The organism is Niallia yueguangensis (assembly GCF_052663115.1).
The window spans coordinates 15136-32747 of sequence record NZ_JBQTCX010000008.1; the positions used below are offsets into that span (position 1 = coordinate 15136).

The following is a 17612-nucleotide window of genomic DNA, read 5'->3' on the forward strand; positions in this document are numbered from 1 at the left end:
CATATTTAATTATGTAACTTTTCTTAACACGAACGGAGGATAAAATGAAAATAAACAGCATCCTTAATAAGCCATTTTTCCACAATGTAAAAGTAATCGCAGGAGAATCTGGACTAGATAATGAGATAAAAAACATTACGATGATGGATGCACCAGATATCGTTCATTTTCTTCATCCCAATGATTTTCTTATTACTACTGCCTATCACTTAAAAGATGACCCTAACAGTATTGTTGAACTAATAAAAAATATGCATAAACAGAAATGTGCTGCTTTAGGGATTAAAACAAAACGATTTTTATCTGGCATTCCAGAAGAAGCGATTCAGTTTGCCAATGAGTTTGGGTTTCCAATCATTGAGATTCCATTAGAAACTTCGCTAGGCGAATTTGTAAACGCAACATTAAATTACATTTTAGATCAACGGACAACGGATTTAACAAATGCCTTTGAAATACATCGGAAATTTACACAGGATATTCTAAAAGGAAAAGGCATAAAAAAACTGATAGAAGAATTATCGAATATAATTGGCCAAAAAGTTATTTTATTTGATCAGCATATTCAAATCCATGCATCTTCTTCATCGAAATACCCGATCGAACGTTTTCTTACGCAATTATACTCGGAAGGCTTCCAAATGTTATTGGAAAATACAACGCACACTTGTTTTACTATAAGACATACGGAGGAAACCGTTTGTGTATTTCCTGTTACAACCCATATAGGAAAACCAGCCTATTTAGTCGTTCTTGGCAATATTCCAATAGATGATAAAAGCATTCTATTAATTATCGAACAAGCAATCAATGTATTATCCTTTGAATTAATGAGAGAAAACACATTAAAACAATACGCAAGACGTGCCCGCAATGAATTTTTTATTAATTTTGTGGAAGGTACTTTCACTTCAAAAGAAGAGATTGAAAATAGAGCAAAGGAATTTCAGTTAAAAAGCGAGCAGCCTACCATTACAATCATCGGAAAAATAGATCAAGATGAAAAACGAAAAAGCTTCACCCAATATCAGCTAGAAACAGATTATATTTATGAATTTTTAGAAATGGAAATTACAAAAGCACCTTTTCCTGTTCATTTATTTCTAAAGGGTGATATGTGCATTCTTATGATGGAAGCACCTGAACAAAGTTTCGATATCGATGCTTTCATTATTCCGTATTTAAAGAAATTGCAGGCATACATTAAAAACATCTTTAAAAAAACCATTTCATTTGGCATCAGCAACATCGGGCACAATCTGTTTAATGTTCCAAATATGTATAAAGAAGCAGTAAGCGCCATTCATACTGGCCAGTTGTCTGGCAATGTGCAATTTATTCAAGTGCACCGCCCGAAAGATGTATCCGAAATGCTTCGAATCATTCCAATAAAAGACTTGCAGGAGTTTTATGATCATACCTTTCAAGGATTTAATGTTAATCAAGAAGAAGATGAGGAACAAATACTGCTTACTACTTTATCCGTTTATTTAGAAACCCACTGCCAAATTTCCGAAACAGCCAAAAGGCTGTTTGTTCATCGTAATACTGTCATCTATCGATTAGAAAAATGTGAAGAGTTATTAGGCAGAAGTTTAAAAGATGCAGATATTACGTTTCACTTAAGGTTAGCATTTCGGATAAAGACTATTCTGCAAACAAAATAGCATATACCTTAACAAAATTAGCAAAATATACTATATTTTCTAAAAATTTTGTTTAGTATAACTAATGACAGATTAATACCCTGGATTTTATGATGTTATTAAACCTAACTTATTATGTTAGATAAGTTAACATCACTAAAAAGGGGAGATTTCTAGTGAACAATCAACACGGGGGTATGAAAATTTTTTCTTTAGGCCTACAGCATGTCCTAGCCATGTATGCAGGAGCAATCTTAGTTCCATTATTAGTAGGTAGAGCATTAAACTTAACAGCAGAGCAGCTAGCTTATTTAGTTGCCATCGATTTATTAACATGTGGAATCGCAACACTGCTGCAAGCACGGAAAAATAAATATTTAGGAATTGGACTTCCAGTCGTTCTCGGCAGTTCGTTCGTTGCAGTTACACCGATGATGTCCATAGGAGCTAAATATGGGGTAACTACCATATATGGGGCAATCATTTTCACCGGTATCTTTATTGTCTTATTTGCACCATTCTTTAGTAAAATCACCAAGCTTTTTCCTCCAGTCGTAATCGGGACTGTGGTTACGATGATCGGGTTGTCACTTATTCCAACAGGGATAAGGAATATGGCTGGCGGTGTTGCAAACCCAAACTTCGGAGCGCTGGAAAACCTTGCACTTTCCTTTGGAGTATTGCTATTTATTTTACTTCTTAACCGTTTTGCAAAAGGTTATTTCCAATCCCTATCCGTTCTGATTGGAATTATCTTTGGTACAGTTGTCGCTGCTATTTTCGGAAAAGTGAATTTTGCCGCTGTTGCAGAAGCAAGCTGGTTTCATCTTCCAAAAGCATTTTATTTTGGGACTCCAACATTCGAGGTTGGGCCTATTATTACAATGTTAATAGTTGGAATTGTAATTATCATTGAATCAACAGGTGTATTCTTTGCCCTTAGCAAAATATGTGATACCCCTCTTAACGAAAAAGATTTAACAAGAGGATATCGTGCAGAAGGATTAGCGATTACACTTGGAGGAATTTTCAACGCATTCCCATACAATACATTTGCACAAAACGTTGGGCTCGTTCAGCTTTCTAAAGTTAAAACGCCAAATGTTGTCGTTGCTGCTGGAGGTATTTTAGTATTTTTAGGACTTATTCCAAAAGTAGCTGCTTTTGCAACCATTATTCCAACACCTGTATTAGGGGGAGCAACGGTTGTTATGTTCGGTATGGTTGTTGCTTCAGGAATTAAGATGTTAAGCACTGTTGACTTTAATAATCACGCTAACTTGCTTGTCATGGCTTGTTCCATTTCTATCGGATTAGGAGCTACTGCTGTTCCAGATTTATTTGCACAACTTCCACCAAGTATTCGCATTATCGTAAGTGATGGAATTATTACTGGAAGCTTAGTTGCCATCTTATTAAATTTATTATTTAATGTAAAATCAAGTAAAAAAAGCGCTTCCCAATCAACAGAATCATTTGTAAAAACAAACTAAAATCAAAGCGGAAGCGCCTTGTTCAGCCCCGAAGAAAAATGTTCATTTGACGCCAAAAGTACTTTTTACTTTTGGCTGTTTTCTCAAAGTTTGTTGATTTTACATATTTGGAAAAGTGTTTCATAGCAGCCTGAATACACGTAGACTCCTGTGGGAATGCGAGAAAGACGAGACCCCACAGAGCGTATGCGACGAGGAGGCTCGCCGCTCGCTAAACGGACGAAGTGTATTCAGGCTGCGAGTTTAAAAGCAACAATCTATACGAAAACAGCCTTACTTTTAGAGGCAAAAGGTTATTTTTCACAAGGGGGAGGCGCACACGTCGAACCTCAGTAAATCCACGCTTTAGAAGACAAAAAAACTAGCTGTTACATAAATTGCTAGTTTTTTTTATCTGTAAAATCTTTCATTTTGGTCTTAATGACAATATTTTTATGATGATCTAATGTAACAACATGATGAATTCGATTAACAAACAAACCATTTTCCACGACGCCTGGAATATTATTTATTGCTAACTCCAATTCTTTTGGGTTCTGAATACTGGAAAAACAACAATCAATCAAATAATTTCCATTATCTGTTACGTACTGACCTTTCTCTTTTTGACGGAATGATGTTGTACATCCTAAATGTCGGAGTTGCTTCTCCGTTAATGTTGCTCCAAACGGAACTACTTCTACTGGTAAAGGAAAGCTTCCGAGTGTAGAAACAAGCTTACTTGAATCTGCAATAACGATAAATTTTTCCGCCGCATTAGCAATCACTTTTTCTCTTAACAGTGCCCCTCCTCCACCTTTAATAGCATTAAATTGGCTGTCAATTTCATCAGCACCATCAATTGCTACGTCCAATTTTTCAACCTCGTCTATTTTTAAAAGTGGAATCCCCAATTTGTTCGCCAAATTTTCCGTTTGAACAGATGTTGCTACCCCATTAATACGAAAACCATTTTTTACCAGTTCTGCTAATTTTACAATTGTATAGTATACAGTCGTACCAGTTCCTAATCCAACCGTCATGCCATCTTTTACATATTCACTTGCAGCTTTTTCGCCAACCGCCGCTTTTTCGTTCAAAAACCCCACCCCCGCAAAAAAACTATATTTTTTATGTTTAGGCTCTGTTAAATTTAGTTGTTAATTTTCAAAAGGTCAGGGAATCCACTCCCTTTCCGCTGACGAGCCTGGCAAGCCTCCTCGCTCGTACCTCACTGCGGGGTCTTGTCAGCCCGTTTTTCCGCATGAGTCTCGCAGATTCCCTTCCTATAAACAACATGATCGTTTAACAAAGCCTATGTTTATAATTAATCTTTATCTATTCTAATTTTCTAAATATACTGTAACACGCTTTTGCACTTCCAACATTTTATTTGCATTTTTTTTATACATTTCTTTTGCTTCTTTATTCTCTGTCTGTAATGCGTACATTTCTAAATCTGCCTGTATTTTTTTTATGGTTGCGAGTAAGAGCGGACGTTCTTGCGGTTTTGCCAATTGGATTTTATCATCAAATATATCAACGGTTAGTTCTCCATAGGAATTCACTTCTCCTAAAAATACATTTTCGAGTGTTACTCCCAATTTACTTAATTCTATTTGCAGCCAATCCATTGTTTTGCCTGCTTTTTTTAATGAATCAAACAATACTTTTCCATCCATAATAATGGTTTGCGGGACTTTCTCTTTTGGCATTGTCATGTTTAAATCTTTTGGTGTCAACGGACGGTTTTCTTTTTTCAATTGAACGCTTAACATGCCTTTTGGCTCTAGCACTGCATATTCTACTTGTGATAAACTGAATACATTTTTTTGTCTTAACAGGCTGGAAAAATCATCGATTGTATAATTTTCTTTTTTTAAATTGTCTTCAAGCAATTTTCCATCTTCGATAAGTACTGTCCCTGTTCCATCAATTACATTTCTTAATGTTTTGCTTTTTAAAGATATAAAATCTGCTAAATAAGAAACAATTCCAAACACAAATATTGCTAATATACCATGGGAAATTTTTGTTTCACTTAAAACAACTTCTCCGACAATATCTCCAAGTGTTATACTTGCTATGTATTCAAATAAGGACAATTGTGATATATGCTTTTTTCCTAAAAGCTTGGCGGTTATAAAAAGAATGATGACAAATAAAAATGCACGCATGGCTACTTCTAAACCGTTTATCATCTCTCATCCACTCCTTTTATTAAGATGAACTATATTCGTTTTCTTCTCTTTCTATCTCATATACCCTTAATTGAATTTCATTTTTTATTTCACCAACTAACACCATTGCTTCATGAAAATGAATTTGTGCTTCTTCTTCCCTTGAATGCAAAGCAAAAGTCGATAATTGAGATTCAATCCCTTTTAAACTTGCTAATGTTTGTTTAACATTGGATGCTACCGTCATAAGTTATCTCCTTTTCGGATGGGTATGATTGGCAATCAAAGCCAACCATACCGAAATAAGCATTATTGTTGTGAGTATTGAGGTTCTTCTTGTTCAATCTCTTGTACTCGTGGATTTAAAGTATCAATGATTTGTTGTGTTTGTTTTGCTGCATCTTGATAAAGCTGTTTTGCAGATTCATTATCTGTAGCTAAAGCAAATGTTTCAAAGCTAGCTTGTGCACTTTTTAACCCTGCAACTGTTTGTTTTACATCACTAATTACTGTCATTTATTTCTCCTCCTGTACTGATTTTTGTTACCTTTTTATCATCTCTTTTTACGTTTTACTTATTCAATTTTTTTTTAGGAACTTCTTCTAATTTGACAAAAATAAACCAGTTCCTTAGAAAAATGGTATATAATACATGTGAGACAAGATGTAGGCTAAATTTAAAAAAACTATTTTATTCATGACTCTAGGAGGAATTACGATGACAGGGTTGGTTGCTGTAATTATGATCTTTTCTATCCCTATTATTGCTATTACAACTGCACATTTACGAAAACAAACGAAATTAAAACATAGTATGTTAAAAGATGAAATAGAACTGGAAAAAATAAAGCATACGAATTTCTTGCTAGAAACAGAAAGAATGAAACTAGAATTAGAAAAAATGGATAAAGAAAGTTCTATCATTTTAGGCGAGAGGACTCCCACCTCAAGGAATGTGCAGGACGTAGTCCAATGAGTAGGTGGAAGGTGAATCGCCTTCGGACACGGTCTGCCAACAAAAGATACCGTAAGACAGATTGTTGGCAGATTAAGTATCCGACATGGTACAATATTCCTAGAATCGTTCCTTGAAAACTGAACATAGCAGGTTGTGGCAGGAATCGTTGCTTTGCCACGTAAAATGTTCAAGCCAAACGTCAGCCGAGGCACACATTCGTGTGAAAACCAATAAACTGAAAAGAAGTCCCAAAGGCATCAAAATAAGACCAATGGGATAGAGGGGTTGGGTGTTTTTAGCACACCAATGTGTCAACTCCACTAACGTTAAGCGTTCAGACATGTTCGATACGTTAGAAACCCCCACTTCAAATTTTTGTTAGAAAATTAAGTGGCGGGAGTATTCATAGAGAACAAAAGCATTTTATAACGACTAACATTTGAAGAAGTGAAACTGCTTATTAGTGGAAAATCCGAAAAAAAGATGAATGATTAAAAGGCTTTTTCCTTTTTCATTCATCTTTTTACACTATATAAATAATAATAAACTAACCGCCATCACAGCCATGCCGGCAATTAAGCCATAAATAGATAAATGACCTTCATCGTATTTTTTTGCGGCAGGCAATAATTCATCTAATGAAATAAACACCATGATTCCAGCAACTGCTGCAAATATTAACCCAAACATCACATCATTTAAAAATGGCATTAATATGAGAAAAGCAACAATCGCGCCAATTGGTTCTGCAAGCCCGGATAAAAAGGATAATTTGAATGCTTTTTTCCGATCACCTGTTGCAAAAAAAATGGGTACTGCTACTGCAATGCCTTCAGGAATATTGTGAATAGCAATGGCAACTGCTATTGCTATTCCGAGCCCTGGATCTTCGAGTGCAGCTGTAAATGTCGCAATTCCTTCGGGAAAATTATGTATCGCTATTGCTAATGCTGTAAACATCCCCATTTTCAGAAGGGAATGATCTTGTTTTTCAACTACACTTAACGTATTAATATCCTCTATTTTTTTGGGTTCATGCGGATTGGTTTGCTCTGGTACAAATTTATCAATCAATGCAATAAGCAACATACCGGCAAAAAATCCACCAACCGTTAACCAGTTCCCTAACTGATTTCCTAAAGAATCAACCAATGCCACCTTGGCTTTAACAAAAATTTCAATCATGGAAACATAAATCATCACCCCTGCAGAAAATCCAAGCGTCCATGATAAAAATTTAGTATTAGTTGTAGAGGTAAAAAAGGAAAGCATGCTGCCAATGCCTGTTGCAAGACCAGCAAATAAGGTTAACCCAAAAGCAAATAATAAATTTTCTGGCATCTTTCGTCCCCTTAATATGTACTTTTAATTATATTTTAACTGTATGCTAGTTTTTTTCAATTCCATTTGAATACGAAAGTGCAGTGGCGACGAAATCACATTAGTTTTAACCAACCAAATGTACAAGAATTTAATAAAAATATGAAAGGCTCACCTTTTGGGAGAGGAGCCTTTCACTTTAAAAATAAGTGATAGTATGATAAATATTATAGGAAAGAAGATTCATACGCTAGTATAATGCAGAAACTCTGGGGGTATAATCATGGGCTTTACAATTGGTCAAGTTGCAGATCAAATAGGATTATCTATACACACACTGCGTTACTATGAAAAAGAAGGCATTATTCCCGATGTTAGCCGCAATGAGAGCGGCATTCGCTTGTATGAAACAAAAGATATTCAGTATCTTCAATTTATCTGCTGCCTTCGGGCAACAGGTATGAGCGTGTCTGATTTAAAAGAATTTGTACGTCTCGAACAGCAAGGAGACGACACTATTGATCATCGTATCATTATGCTGCAAAAACAAAAAGACAACCTAGCCTCACAAATAAAGCAGCTCATAACACATCAAGAAAAAATTGATGATAAAATTAATTGGTATCGAAATAGGGTGTTGGAGGGGGACTAAACTCACTTTATACCAGCAAACTTTTTCTTGTAATTCTCCCTCTAATATTACCCCTTTACGAAATTTAGCAGCACACACTTCCAAAACACGAGTACTCATCGTAGTAGAGCGTTTCCAATGAAATAAACGTTCGAAAAAAGAAAAAAGAAAAAAAAAGACAAGATAAGGCAAGTTGGTCTGCCTCGGTCTTTTCTCTTCATTATATATAAACGCTCTTTTCGTATAGATTGTTGTTATTTACCCCGCAGACTGAATACACTTCGCTTTCCGCGGGAGAGTGCCGAGCCTCCTCGTCGCTATGCTCCTGTGGGGTCTCGTCTTTTTCGCTTTTCCCACAGGAGTCTACGTGTATTCAGGCTGCTCAGTGCTTTAGCAATGTTTATTATTTTATCCAAAAACAACAAACTTTTACATTCCCTTATCCATTTTAGAAGCAAGTTTAAGTGGATTCCTCTTCATCTTACGAATAAACTCTTCTAAAGCCCCGGAGCCAAGTAAAATACCTACAATAATAAATACAAATCCTGTAGCTTGTGACAGCACAATCGTCTCTCCTAAAAACAAAACAGCACCAACTAAAGCAAAGAATGGATTTAAGTTGATAAAAATGGCAGCTTCTGTTACGCCGATTTTTCCAACTGCATAATTGTAAGCCATATGACCAAGTGCAGTTGCAATAATAGCAGAGCTAAAGAAAATAAGCCATACACTAAAAGAACCTTTAGCCATGCTTGCTAATCCATTCGGTTCCGTAAATAAACTAATCATAAAAAGACAAATGGAACCGATTATTAACATAAATCCTGTCATTAACCGAGGGTCTAGCGTATTAGATACTTTTTTTATCATAATAAAGCTGATTGCCTGTGATAAGATGCTAATAAACATATATAGATCGCCAAATGACACACCATTCCATCCATTTGCCCCTTTTAGCACGATAAAATACACACCTAATAAACCGAAGAAAACGCCTACCATTTTAGAAACCGTCACCGCACTACGTAAAAAAATGATTGCTAAAATGGTGGACAATAACGGCCCCATCCCTAAAATAAGACCTCCATTTGTAGCAGAAGTATTTTTTAAACCGATAGATAAAAAATAATGATGGCCAACGACATTAAATAACGCTCCTAAACAAACATATACCCACTCTTTTTTTGTTAACATGCGTACTTTTTTCAAACTAAAAAGAATAATAAAGACACAAATGCCTGCAGTAAAGATGCGGAAAGCAGTCATAGTAGTCGGCAGAAAGTTAGCTACCAATACTTTTGTAGCAATAACATTCATCCCCCATGTGACCATTACACATAATAATATGAAATAAATAGTACTTTTTTTCAATTCCTATCCCTCTTTTCCACCACTAATCATCGCACAAAAAAAGGGGGAAGAACATACTAAAATATATAAAAGCCAGTATAAAAAGCGGCAATGCTTTATACTGGCTTTTGTGAATCACAATATATTTAATATAATCAAACTATTTACACCCAACCACGATAATGGGTAGCTTCTGCCATTTTTCTTATTCCAACCATGTAAGCAGCTAAACGCATATCTACTTGATAATTTTGGGCAGTTGAAAAAACTCTATGAAAAGAATCGATAACCTTCGATCGTAATTTTTGTTCCACTTCTTCTTCAGGCCAATAATACCCTTGATTATTTTGCACCCATTCAAAGTAGGAAACAGTTACTCCACCAGAACTAGCAAGTACGTCAGGTACAAGCAGGATATTTTTTTCTGTCAGTATTTTTGTTGCTTCAAATGTTGTTGGCCCATTGGCAGCTTCCACAACAATTTCCGCTTTAATATGTTCTGCATTCGCCTCTGTAATTTGATTAGAAATGGCTGCTGGAACAAGAATATCACATTCTTTTTCAAGCAATTCTTTATTACTAATAACATTTGTAAATAGATTCGTTACTGTACCAAAACTATCGCGTCTATCCAGTAAATATTCAATATCAAGCCCGCTTCTGTCATAAAGCGCCCCGTTCGCATCTGAAATTCCAATCACTTTTGCACCAGCATCTTGCATAAATTTTGCAATATAGCTTCCTGCATTTCCAAACCCTTGGACAATTACTCGTGCACCTTTTAAATCAATCCCTTTTCTCTTTGCTGCTTCTTCAATGCATATAGTAACACCTTTAGCTGTAGCTGTTTCACGTCCTTGTGATCCTCCTAGTACAAGAGGTTTTCCAGTAATAAATCCTGGTGAATCAAATTCTTGTATACGACTATATTCATCCATCATCCATGCCATAATTTGTGGATTTGTAAAGACATCAGGTGCCGGAATATCTTTTGTTGGCCCTACAATCTGGCTAATTGCACGTACATATCCTCGGCTTAAACGTTCTAACTCCCGAAATGACATGTTACGGGGTTCGCAAACAATCCCCCCTTTTCCACCACCATAAGGAAGATCAAAAATTCCACATTTTAAACTCATCCACATCGATAAAGCTTTTACTTCCGTTTCATTTACCTCAGGATGAAAGCGAATTCCTCCTTTTGTAGGTCCTACTGCGTCATTATGTTGTGATCGATAGCCAGTAAATATTTTCGTGGAACCATCATCCATTCGTACTGGAATTCGAACAGTAAGCATGCGAAGCGGCTCTTTCAGCAGCTCGTACATATCGTTGCTAAAGCCTAATTTATGAATTGCTTCCTTAATAATAGCTTGAGTGGAACGGAGTAAACCTATTTCTTCTTCTTGTTTATCTGTTTTTTCCACTTTATTTATAGTACTAGTTGATTCTTTTATCATTTGTGCACCTCGTATGCATTATATTTAATTTTAAAACGATTATTTTTTAGTATAATTTTAATGACTGATATTCAGTTATTTTTAGGATGTCATAAACAGATTTTAAAGTTAATTCATTGCTATGTCTCCTTTATTAGTTGCCTTCATTTTTCGTAAAAATAATTATAACGAGTAATTTAAAAACAACCATTTTTACTATGATAAAAACACCACCATAATTCTGCTTACGTTTAATAAACTATTACTTGAATAACCATGGTGCCAATTATTATTTTATTAACACAATGATTAACTGCAATCATAATATTAGAAATAAGCTGTTCCGTCTACACAGATGTCATAATTTCTGACACAATTTTTATTAACGCAGGATATTTTGTGTCAGAATTTCTCTTGTTAGAGAAAGAAACAATATATTCACTATTATACTTCCAAAAAAATTCCCTATTTCTAGAGATTGCAAACGTTCGATTTCTTCATTATTTTCCTTTCTAAGATGCTCATTACCCAAATAGGAAACATTTAAGTATTATTCAGAGAAATATCTTGATGGAAAAACTATTAATGAAATTAAAAAACTATCAGAAAATTGAGAACAACCCCTTGACAACTTTCACTTTTTTTAATTATTATGAGGTCAAGAGGTCAAACCTCTTAGGTGAAATTCGAGGTGATAATATGAAAAATGCAGAAAATTTGATGCCCACATTACGAGTACGGCCAGGTGAAATCTCAGAATTAGTACTTGTTTGCGGCAGTCCAGATCGAGCCAAGCTGATTGGTGATCAGCTGGAAGATTCGAAAGAGATTGCTTATTTCCGTGAATATCGCACGATCAATGGGTATTACAAAGGAGTTAAAATTACAGTTTGCAGTCATGGTGTTGGTGCACCAGGTGCAGCGATCTGCTTTGAAGAGTTAATTAAAGCTGGAGCGAAAAAAATCATTCGTGTTGGTACAGCTGGTTCTTATCACGAGGATTTACCTCCAGGCAGTCTGATTATTGCTGATTCAGCCGTTCGCGCAGAGGGTCTGACCAAACAGCTTGTTCCAGAAGGCGTTCCAGCAGTGGCAGATTTTAAATTGTTAACCGCTCTTGAAGATACAGCAAAAACAAAAGATATTAAATATGGTTTAGGAACGATTGTCACGCTCGACGCATTTTATGCCGGACCATTAGAATTCCCACATATGCTATATAAAGAATCAGGTGCCTTAGGGGCTGAAATGGAACTAGCTGCTCTATATGTAATTGCCAGGCTTAGAGGTGTTGCAGCTGCAGGTATTTTCGCACTTGATGGATATGCTTTTGCAGATATGAACAACTACAATCCACACAAAGACTTAGTTCATCAAGCGATTCAAAATGAGATTGATATCGCACTCGATACATTCTTGAAAATTTAACTATTTCTTTTAGGACGACAGCCGCTGCTGTAAAATAGAATTTTAATGTCGTTTTAGGAGGGAAAAAAATGAAAGATATTAGCATAGAAAAGAAATCATTAGCAACCATTGCATTTAAAAAAATCGTGGACCTTATTGAAACAGATGTTTTAGCAATAGGAGAAAAACTGGATGCTGAACAAAAACTTGCAAACAAACTAAATATTAGTCGACCAGTTCTGCGTGAAGCACTACAGCGTTTAGAATTAGAAGGTTACATTGTAAGAAAGCATGGTGTAGGTACATTTGTGATTTCAAAATCTCCCGTTTTATCAAGCGGTATTGAAAAACTAGATAGTGTGACTGAACTAGTTGGCGCCCAGAACTATCAGGTAGGGACAATCGCTGTGACCAAACCTCAGTTAAGTAATGATTTACATATCAAAAAACAGCTTCGTATGGGAGAAAATGAGGAACTGTATGTGTTTGAACGGATTCGGACTGCGGATAAAAAGCCTTTTGCTCTGGATAAAGTCTATATGCCAGAACGTCTTTTAATGAATAAAACATTTACAGGAGATGATGATCAGTCTATTTTAGATTATTTAAGTCATGTTCATTCCATTGAGATTTTTAGTTCACAGTGTAATATGTTTGCTGAAAACGCTTCAGAAGAAATTTCCAAAAAACTCGGCGTTATTGAAAATGAAGCGCTGCAAGTACTGGAACAAACTTTTTACGATAATGCAAATCACCCGGTGTTTTACGGTAAAAGTTATATTGCAAGCAACATCATGAAATTCAATTTGGTCCGCAGAAGATAAGGTGGATAGGACATGTATCAAATATTACAGCAAGAAGTTCATGCCTACGCACTAAAAGCTTTTCGTACTGGTCTTATGGCAGGTACAAGTGGTAATTTTAGTGCATTTGACAGAGAGCTTGGCGTCATAGCCATTACACCAAGTGGCGTCGATTACGAAACGATAAAAATTGAAGACATTACTATACTTGATTTGAAAGGAAATTGCATTAAAGGAAAATTTCCCCCTTCATCAGAGTGGCAGATGCATCTTGCGATCTATGCAACAATGCCAGAAGCAGCAGGAGTTGCACATACCCATTCTCCCTATGCAACAGCTTTTGCTGTTTTGAATCAGCAAATTCCTGTTGTCTTAATTGAAATGGTACTTCTAGGAGGGGAAATTCCAGTGGCGCCATTCGCCCTTCCAGGCACTTTAGAACTTGGAGAAAAAGTTGTTGCTACTTTAAAGAAAAATCAAACCTCCGCTTGCCTGCTAAAAAATCATGGTGCGCTCACAATTGGTACCACACTTGAAGAAGCCTACATGAAATCTGTATATTTAGAAGATTCTGCAAAAATTTATCATTTTGCTAAATCTGCAGGTGAGGTCCATCTTGTCAGTGAAAGGGCCATTCAGGAAATGAAGCAGAAAATGGCTATTTGATAAACTGCTGAATTTTTATTAAAGGGGAATTAATCATATGAAAACTATTGAATCTGTAACCTATGATGGTTCAAAAATTACATTTCTAGATCAGACCAAATTACCGAACGAAGAAGTTTATTTGGAAATTGAAAACCTCAAAGATTTGTGGGATGCCATTTTTGAACTGAAAATCCGTGGTGCACCAGCGATTGGAATTGCAGCTGCATTCGGGTTGGCTCTTTTTTCTAATCAACTGGAGACGGACAACAGCTTGACTTTTATTAAACAGTGCCGCGAAATTTCAGAAAAACTCGCGAGTTCCCGTCCGACAGCAGTTAACTTATTCTGGGCACTACGCCGAATGGATGCAATGCTTGACGAATCAAAATCCGTGTCAGAACTAAAAAGTTTGCTTAATAACGAAGCACATGCTATCAAAGCGGATGAAGCTGATATTTGCAAAACAATCGGTGATTACGGCTTGACATTATTAAAAGATGGGATGACACTTCTCACTCACTGTAATGCAGGTGGAATTGCAACAGCAAATAAATACGGAACAGCGCTTGCACCTATATTCCTTGCTAAAGAAAAAGGCATGAATATTAACGTTTTTGCTAATGAAACAAGACCGTTATTACAAGGAGCTAGGTTGACAACATGGGAACTTATGCGGGCTGATATCGATGTGACTCTCATTACTGACAACATGGCCGCAATGGTAATGAGGCAAGGGAAAATAGATGCTGTCATTGTGGGGTGTGACCGTATTGCAGCAAATGGGGATACAGCGAATAAAATCGGCACTTACGGATTAGCTGTTTTAGCAGAAAAACATGGGATTCCGTTCTACGTAGCAAGCCCGCTATCTACCATTGATATGGAAACAAAAACAGGGGAAACTATTCCGATTGAGGAACGAAAAGCAGAAGAAATCACAGAAGGTTTTGGTAAACGCACCGCACCTGAAGATGATGTTGTGGTTTATAATCCGGCCTTTGATGTTACGCCGAACGAGCTAATCACTGCTATCATTACCGAAAAAGGGATTGTCACTGCACCATTTGAAAAAAATTTGAAACAGCTTTTTAAATAAAATAACTTTTACAAGGAGGACATAATGAACTTATATCTGATTATCAATATTATTGGAGTTGCTGCTTTTATCGGTTTTGCATTTCTTTTTTCAAAAAACAAGAAAAATATCCAATGGAAATCTATAGGAATATTAGTAGTCTTTAACGTATTTCTTGCTTGGTTTTTAATGGTGTTTCCAATTGGAAGGTGGATTATCAGCCAAATTGCCGTTGGGTTCAACTGGTTGATGGAGACAGCCTACTCTGGTATTGGATTTGCTTTTGCCAGCATGGTGCATGTTAAAAATATGGATGTTGTATTTAGTGCCCTCATGCCGATTCTGTTGATTGTACCGCTTTTTGATATCTTAACTTATTTCGGAATTTTACCGAAAATTATACACAGCCTAGGTTGGGCGCTTTCCAAATTAACTGGACGACCTAAATTTGAGTCCTTCTTTGCTATTGAAATGATGTTCCTCGGAAATACTGAAGCACTCGCTGTTTCAAGTGGTCAGCTCAAATCCATGAGTTCCGAGCGTCTATTTACCATTTCCTTGATGTCGATGAGCTGTGTATCTGCGGCAATGATTGGTGTCTACACGCAAATGATTCCTTCACAGTTTGTTCTGACAGCTATTCCGCTTAATATTATTAATACAATTATTGTCACAAGTATTTTAAATCCAGTAAAGGTGCCAAAAGATGAAGATGTGATTTTCGAATTGAAAAAAGAAGAAAAGCCACCTTTTTTCTCTTTCCTTGGAGATTCCATTTTAGGAGCAGGGAAGCTAATTTTAATTATTACAGCAATGCTGATTTCTTTTATAGCACTTGCAGCTTTGATCGATAAAATTTTACAAATTTTTGCTTCCTGGTTGACGCTTAGCAGTATTCTTGGGACAGCGATGATGCCATTTTCGCTTCTGCTCGGTTTGCCAATTGATGAAGCTTTTAAAACGGCCCAATACATGGGAACGAAGCTTGTTACCAATGAATTTGTCGTGATGGCTGATATTATGCCAAAGTTAAATACTTTTTCACCACACATGAAAGCTGTCTTATGTACGTTCCTTGTTTCTTTTACCAACTTTTCAACGATTGGCATGGTCCTCGGTTGTTTTAATGGGATTGTTAGTAAAGAAAAAGCAACTAATTTATCTCGTGGTGTCTGGATGATGATTCTTTCAGGGACACTTGTTTCACTAATGAGTGCAGCTATTGTTGGTTTGTTCGTCTGGTAAGATAAATGTTGAGTATTACGCTATATTTACTCAATTTTAAGATAAAGTGAAACTAAAATACAGTGGGAAGGTTTCTCCTCTCCCACTTTTTAGTACATTACAATCCGCAGGAAGTAATCAGTCAATCATTACTAGGAGGAACAATTATCGTGAATACGAGATTTTACAATGGCTACATATTATCAATGAAAAAAAACATGGAGATTACTTTTGGTGAAGTATGGGTAGAAGGTTCTACGATTTCTTATGTTGGACCTAAGAAAGAATGCTCCATAGTGTGGGATCGCGAAATTGATTTAAATCATAATTTGATCATGCCTGGATTTAAGAATGCTCACACGCATTCAGCGATGACCTGCTTACGATCGATGGCAGATGATAAACCATTAAAAAGCTGGTTAGAAGAAAGTATTTTTCCTTTTGAAGCTAAATTGAATAAAGATGATATCTATCATTTATCTAAACTCGCAATCTTAGAATATCTAACAAGTGGAATTACAGCAAATTTTGATATGTATTTTTACCCTGAAAGTATTGCTCAAGCATCCTATGATTGCGGTATGCGTACGGTCATATTAGGTGGATTAAATGATTTTGTGCAAAGTCCGAGTGAGATAGAAGAAAATTATCTAAAGTTAAACAATAATAATCGATACAACGGTTTAATAACGTATGAGATGGGTTTTCATGCTGAATATACCACCTCCCATCATATATTAGAGGAGCTTTCTATAATCGCTAAAAAGTATAAAGCTCCAGTTTATACTCATATTTCTGAAACGAAACAAGAAGTGGAGGAATGTATAAGAAGACATGGCATGACTCCTGCAGTATATTTAAACAGTTTAGGGCTATTCGATTATGGTGGTGGTGGATTTCACGGAGTCCACTTAACAAAAGAAGACATTAACGTATTTAAAGAGAAAAAACTATCCATTGTTCTAAATTGTAGTGCTAATTTAAAATTAGCAAGCGGAATAGCTCCAATTAATGATTTTATCGCAGCGGGTCTAAATATTGGGGTGGGAACAGATGGACCAGCAAGCAATAACAGCTTAGATATGTTTAAAGAGATGTTTTTAGTGAGCGGATTAGGAAAGGTACAGTCTGATCCATCATCAGTTTGTGGTAGTGAAGTATTAGCCATGGCTACACAAGGAAGCGCAAAAGCTATGAATTTAGTAAATTGCGATACCCTTTCAAAAGGGAAATTAGCAGATTTAATTGTTATTGATATGCATAAGCCAAACATGCAGCCCGTTAATCATATTGTAAACAACATCGTATATAGTGGAAGTAAAGATAACATTAAATTAACAATGATTAATGGAGAAATATTATACGAGAATGGCGAGTTTTCACGTTTTAGTACAGAAGAGGTCGAAGAGATTTATAGAAAGTCGAACCAAATTGTTAATAGAATTAGAAACACTTAATA

17 protein-coding genes are annotated in these 17612 nt (G+C 36.0%); 10 read left to right on the plus strand and 7 right to left on the minus strand.

The window, feature by feature from the left end:
- The first annotated feature begins 44 nt into the window (after positions 1-44).
- Positions 45-1667, plus strand: a complete 1623-nt coding sequence (locus ACTYA4_RS09175; protein WP_445505596.1) for a PucR family transcriptional regulator — start codon at positions 45-47, stop codon at positions 1665-1667.
- 176 nt (positions 1668-1843) lie between these two features.
- A complete protein-coding gene (locus tag ACTYA4_RS09180; RefSeq protein ID WP_445505621.1) occupies positions 1844-3139 on the plus strand; it encodes a nucleobase:cation symporter-2 family protein in 1296 nt (431 codons plus the stop codon).
- Between the two features lie 380 nt (positions 3140-3519).
- Here ACTYA4_RS09180 and rpiA read toward each other — a convergent pair whose 3' ends face one another.
- From rpiA to ACTYA4_RS09200, 4 genes are all read right to left on the minus strand, one after another.
- On the minus strand, positions 3520-4218 hold the full coding sequence (gene rpiA, locus ACTYA4_RS09185; RefSeq protein ID WP_443482372.1) for a ribose-5-phosphate isomerase RpiA: 699 nt from the start codon (positions 4216-4218) through the stop codon (positions 3520-3522).
- Positions 4219-4461: 243 nt separating this feature from the next.
- A complete protein-coding gene (locus tag ACTYA4_RS09190) occupies positions 4462-5319 on the minus strand; it encodes a DUF421 domain-containing protein (protein ID WP_443482373.1) in 858 nt (285 codons plus the stop codon).
- Positions 5320-5338: 19 nt separating this feature from the next.
- Positions 5339-5545 carry a DUF1657 domain-containing protein gene (locus tag ACTYA4_RS09195; RefSeq protein ID WP_443482374.1) on the minus strand — a complete coding sequence of 69 codons (207 nt, stop codon included), beginning with the start codon at positions 5543-5545 and terminating at the stop codon, positions 5339-5341.
- Between the two features lie 62 nt (positions 5546-5607).
- Entirely contained in the window at positions 5608-5814 is a 207-nt protein-coding gene (locus tag ACTYA4_RS09200) for a DUF1657 domain-containing protein (RefSeq protein WP_443482375.1), read from the minus strand.
- Between the two features lie 202 nt (positions 5815-6016).
- Here ACTYA4_RS09200 and ACTYA4_RS09205 point away from each other — a divergent pair, with 202 nt between their 5' ends.
- Positions 6017-6274: a hypothetical protein gene (locus tag ACTYA4_RS09205; protein ID WP_443482376.1), complete on the plus strand. Its 258-nt coding sequence runs from the start codon at positions 6017-6019 to the stop codon at positions 6272-6274.
- 510 nt (positions 6275-6784) lie between these two features.
- Here ACTYA4_RS09205 and zupT read toward each other — a convergent pair.
- The gene (zupT, locus tag ACTYA4_RS09210) at positions 6785-7597 is read right to left on the minus strand and encodes a zinc transporter ZupT (protein WP_443482377.1); all 813 of its coding nucleotides are present in this window, start codon (positions 7595-7597) and stop codon (positions 6785-6787) included.
- Between the two features lie 262 nt (positions 7598-7859).
- Here zupT and ACTYA4_RS09215 point away from each other — a divergent pair, with 262 nt between their 5' ends.
- Positions 7860-8228 (plus strand): MerR family transcriptional regulator, encoded by a 369-nt coding sequence (locus tag ACTYA4_RS09215; RefSeq protein ID WP_443482378.1) that lies wholly within the window; start codon positions 7860-7862, stop codon positions 8226-8228.
- A 408-nt stretch (positions 8229-8636) separates the two neighbouring features.
- Here ACTYA4_RS09215 and ACTYA4_RS09220 read toward each other — a convergent pair whose 3' ends face one another.
- Positions 8637-9578 carry a DMT family transporter gene (locus ACTYA4_RS09220; RefSeq protein WP_445505597.1) on the minus strand — a complete coding sequence of 314 codons (942 nt, stop codon included), beginning with the start codon at positions 9576-9578 and terminating at the stop codon, positions 8637-8639.
- Positions 9579-9721: 143 nt separating this feature from the next.
- Complete coding sequence (locus ACTYA4_RS09225) at positions 9722-11017, minus strand: Glu/Leu/Phe/Val family dehydrogenase (protein ID WP_443482380.1); 1296 nt, start codon at positions 11015-11017, stop codon at positions 9722-9724.
- Between the two features lie 678 nt (positions 11018-11695).
- On the opposite strand from ACTYA4_RS09225, the gene ACTYA4_RS09230 reads away from it, so the two are divergent.
- From ACTYA4_RS09230 to ACTYA4_RS09255, 6 genes are all read left to right on the plus strand, one after another.
- A complete protein-coding gene (locus ACTYA4_RS09230) occupies positions 11696-12424 on the plus strand; it encodes a nucleoside phosphorylase (protein WP_443482381.1) in 729 nt (242 codons plus the stop codon).
- Positions 12425-12492: 68 nt separating this feature from the next.
- Entirely contained in the window at positions 12493-13227 is a 735-nt protein-coding gene (locus ACTYA4_RS09235) for a GntR family transcriptional regulator (RefSeq protein WP_443482382.1), read from the plus strand.
- 12 nt (positions 13228-13239) lie between these two features.
- Positions 13240-13872 carry a class II aldolase/adducin family protein gene (locus ACTYA4_RS09240; RefSeq protein ID WP_443482383.1) on the plus strand — a complete coding sequence of 211 codons (633 nt, stop codon included), beginning with the start codon at positions 13240-13242 and terminating at the stop codon, positions 13870-13872.
- A 37-nt stretch (positions 13873-13909) separates the two neighbouring features.
- Positions 13910-14950 (plus strand): S-methyl-5-thioribose-1-phosphate isomerase, encoded by a 1041-nt coding sequence (gene mtnA / locus ACTYA4_RS09245; protein WP_443482384.1) that lies wholly within the window; start codon positions 13910-13912, stop codon positions 14948-14950.
- A gap of 24 nt (positions 14951-14974) precedes the next feature.
- A complete protein-coding gene (locus ACTYA4_RS09250; RefSeq protein ID WP_445505598.1) occupies positions 14975-16174 on the plus strand; it encodes a NupC/NupG family nucleoside CNT transporter in 1200 nt (399 codons plus the stop codon).
- Between the two features lie 149 nt (positions 16175-16323).
- On the plus strand, positions 16324-17610 hold the full coding sequence (locus ACTYA4_RS09255) for an amidohydrolase (RefSeq protein ID WP_443482386.1): 1287 nt from the start codon (positions 16324-16326) through the stop codon (positions 17608-17610).
- The last annotated feature ends 2 nt before the right edge of the window (positions 17611-17612 follow it).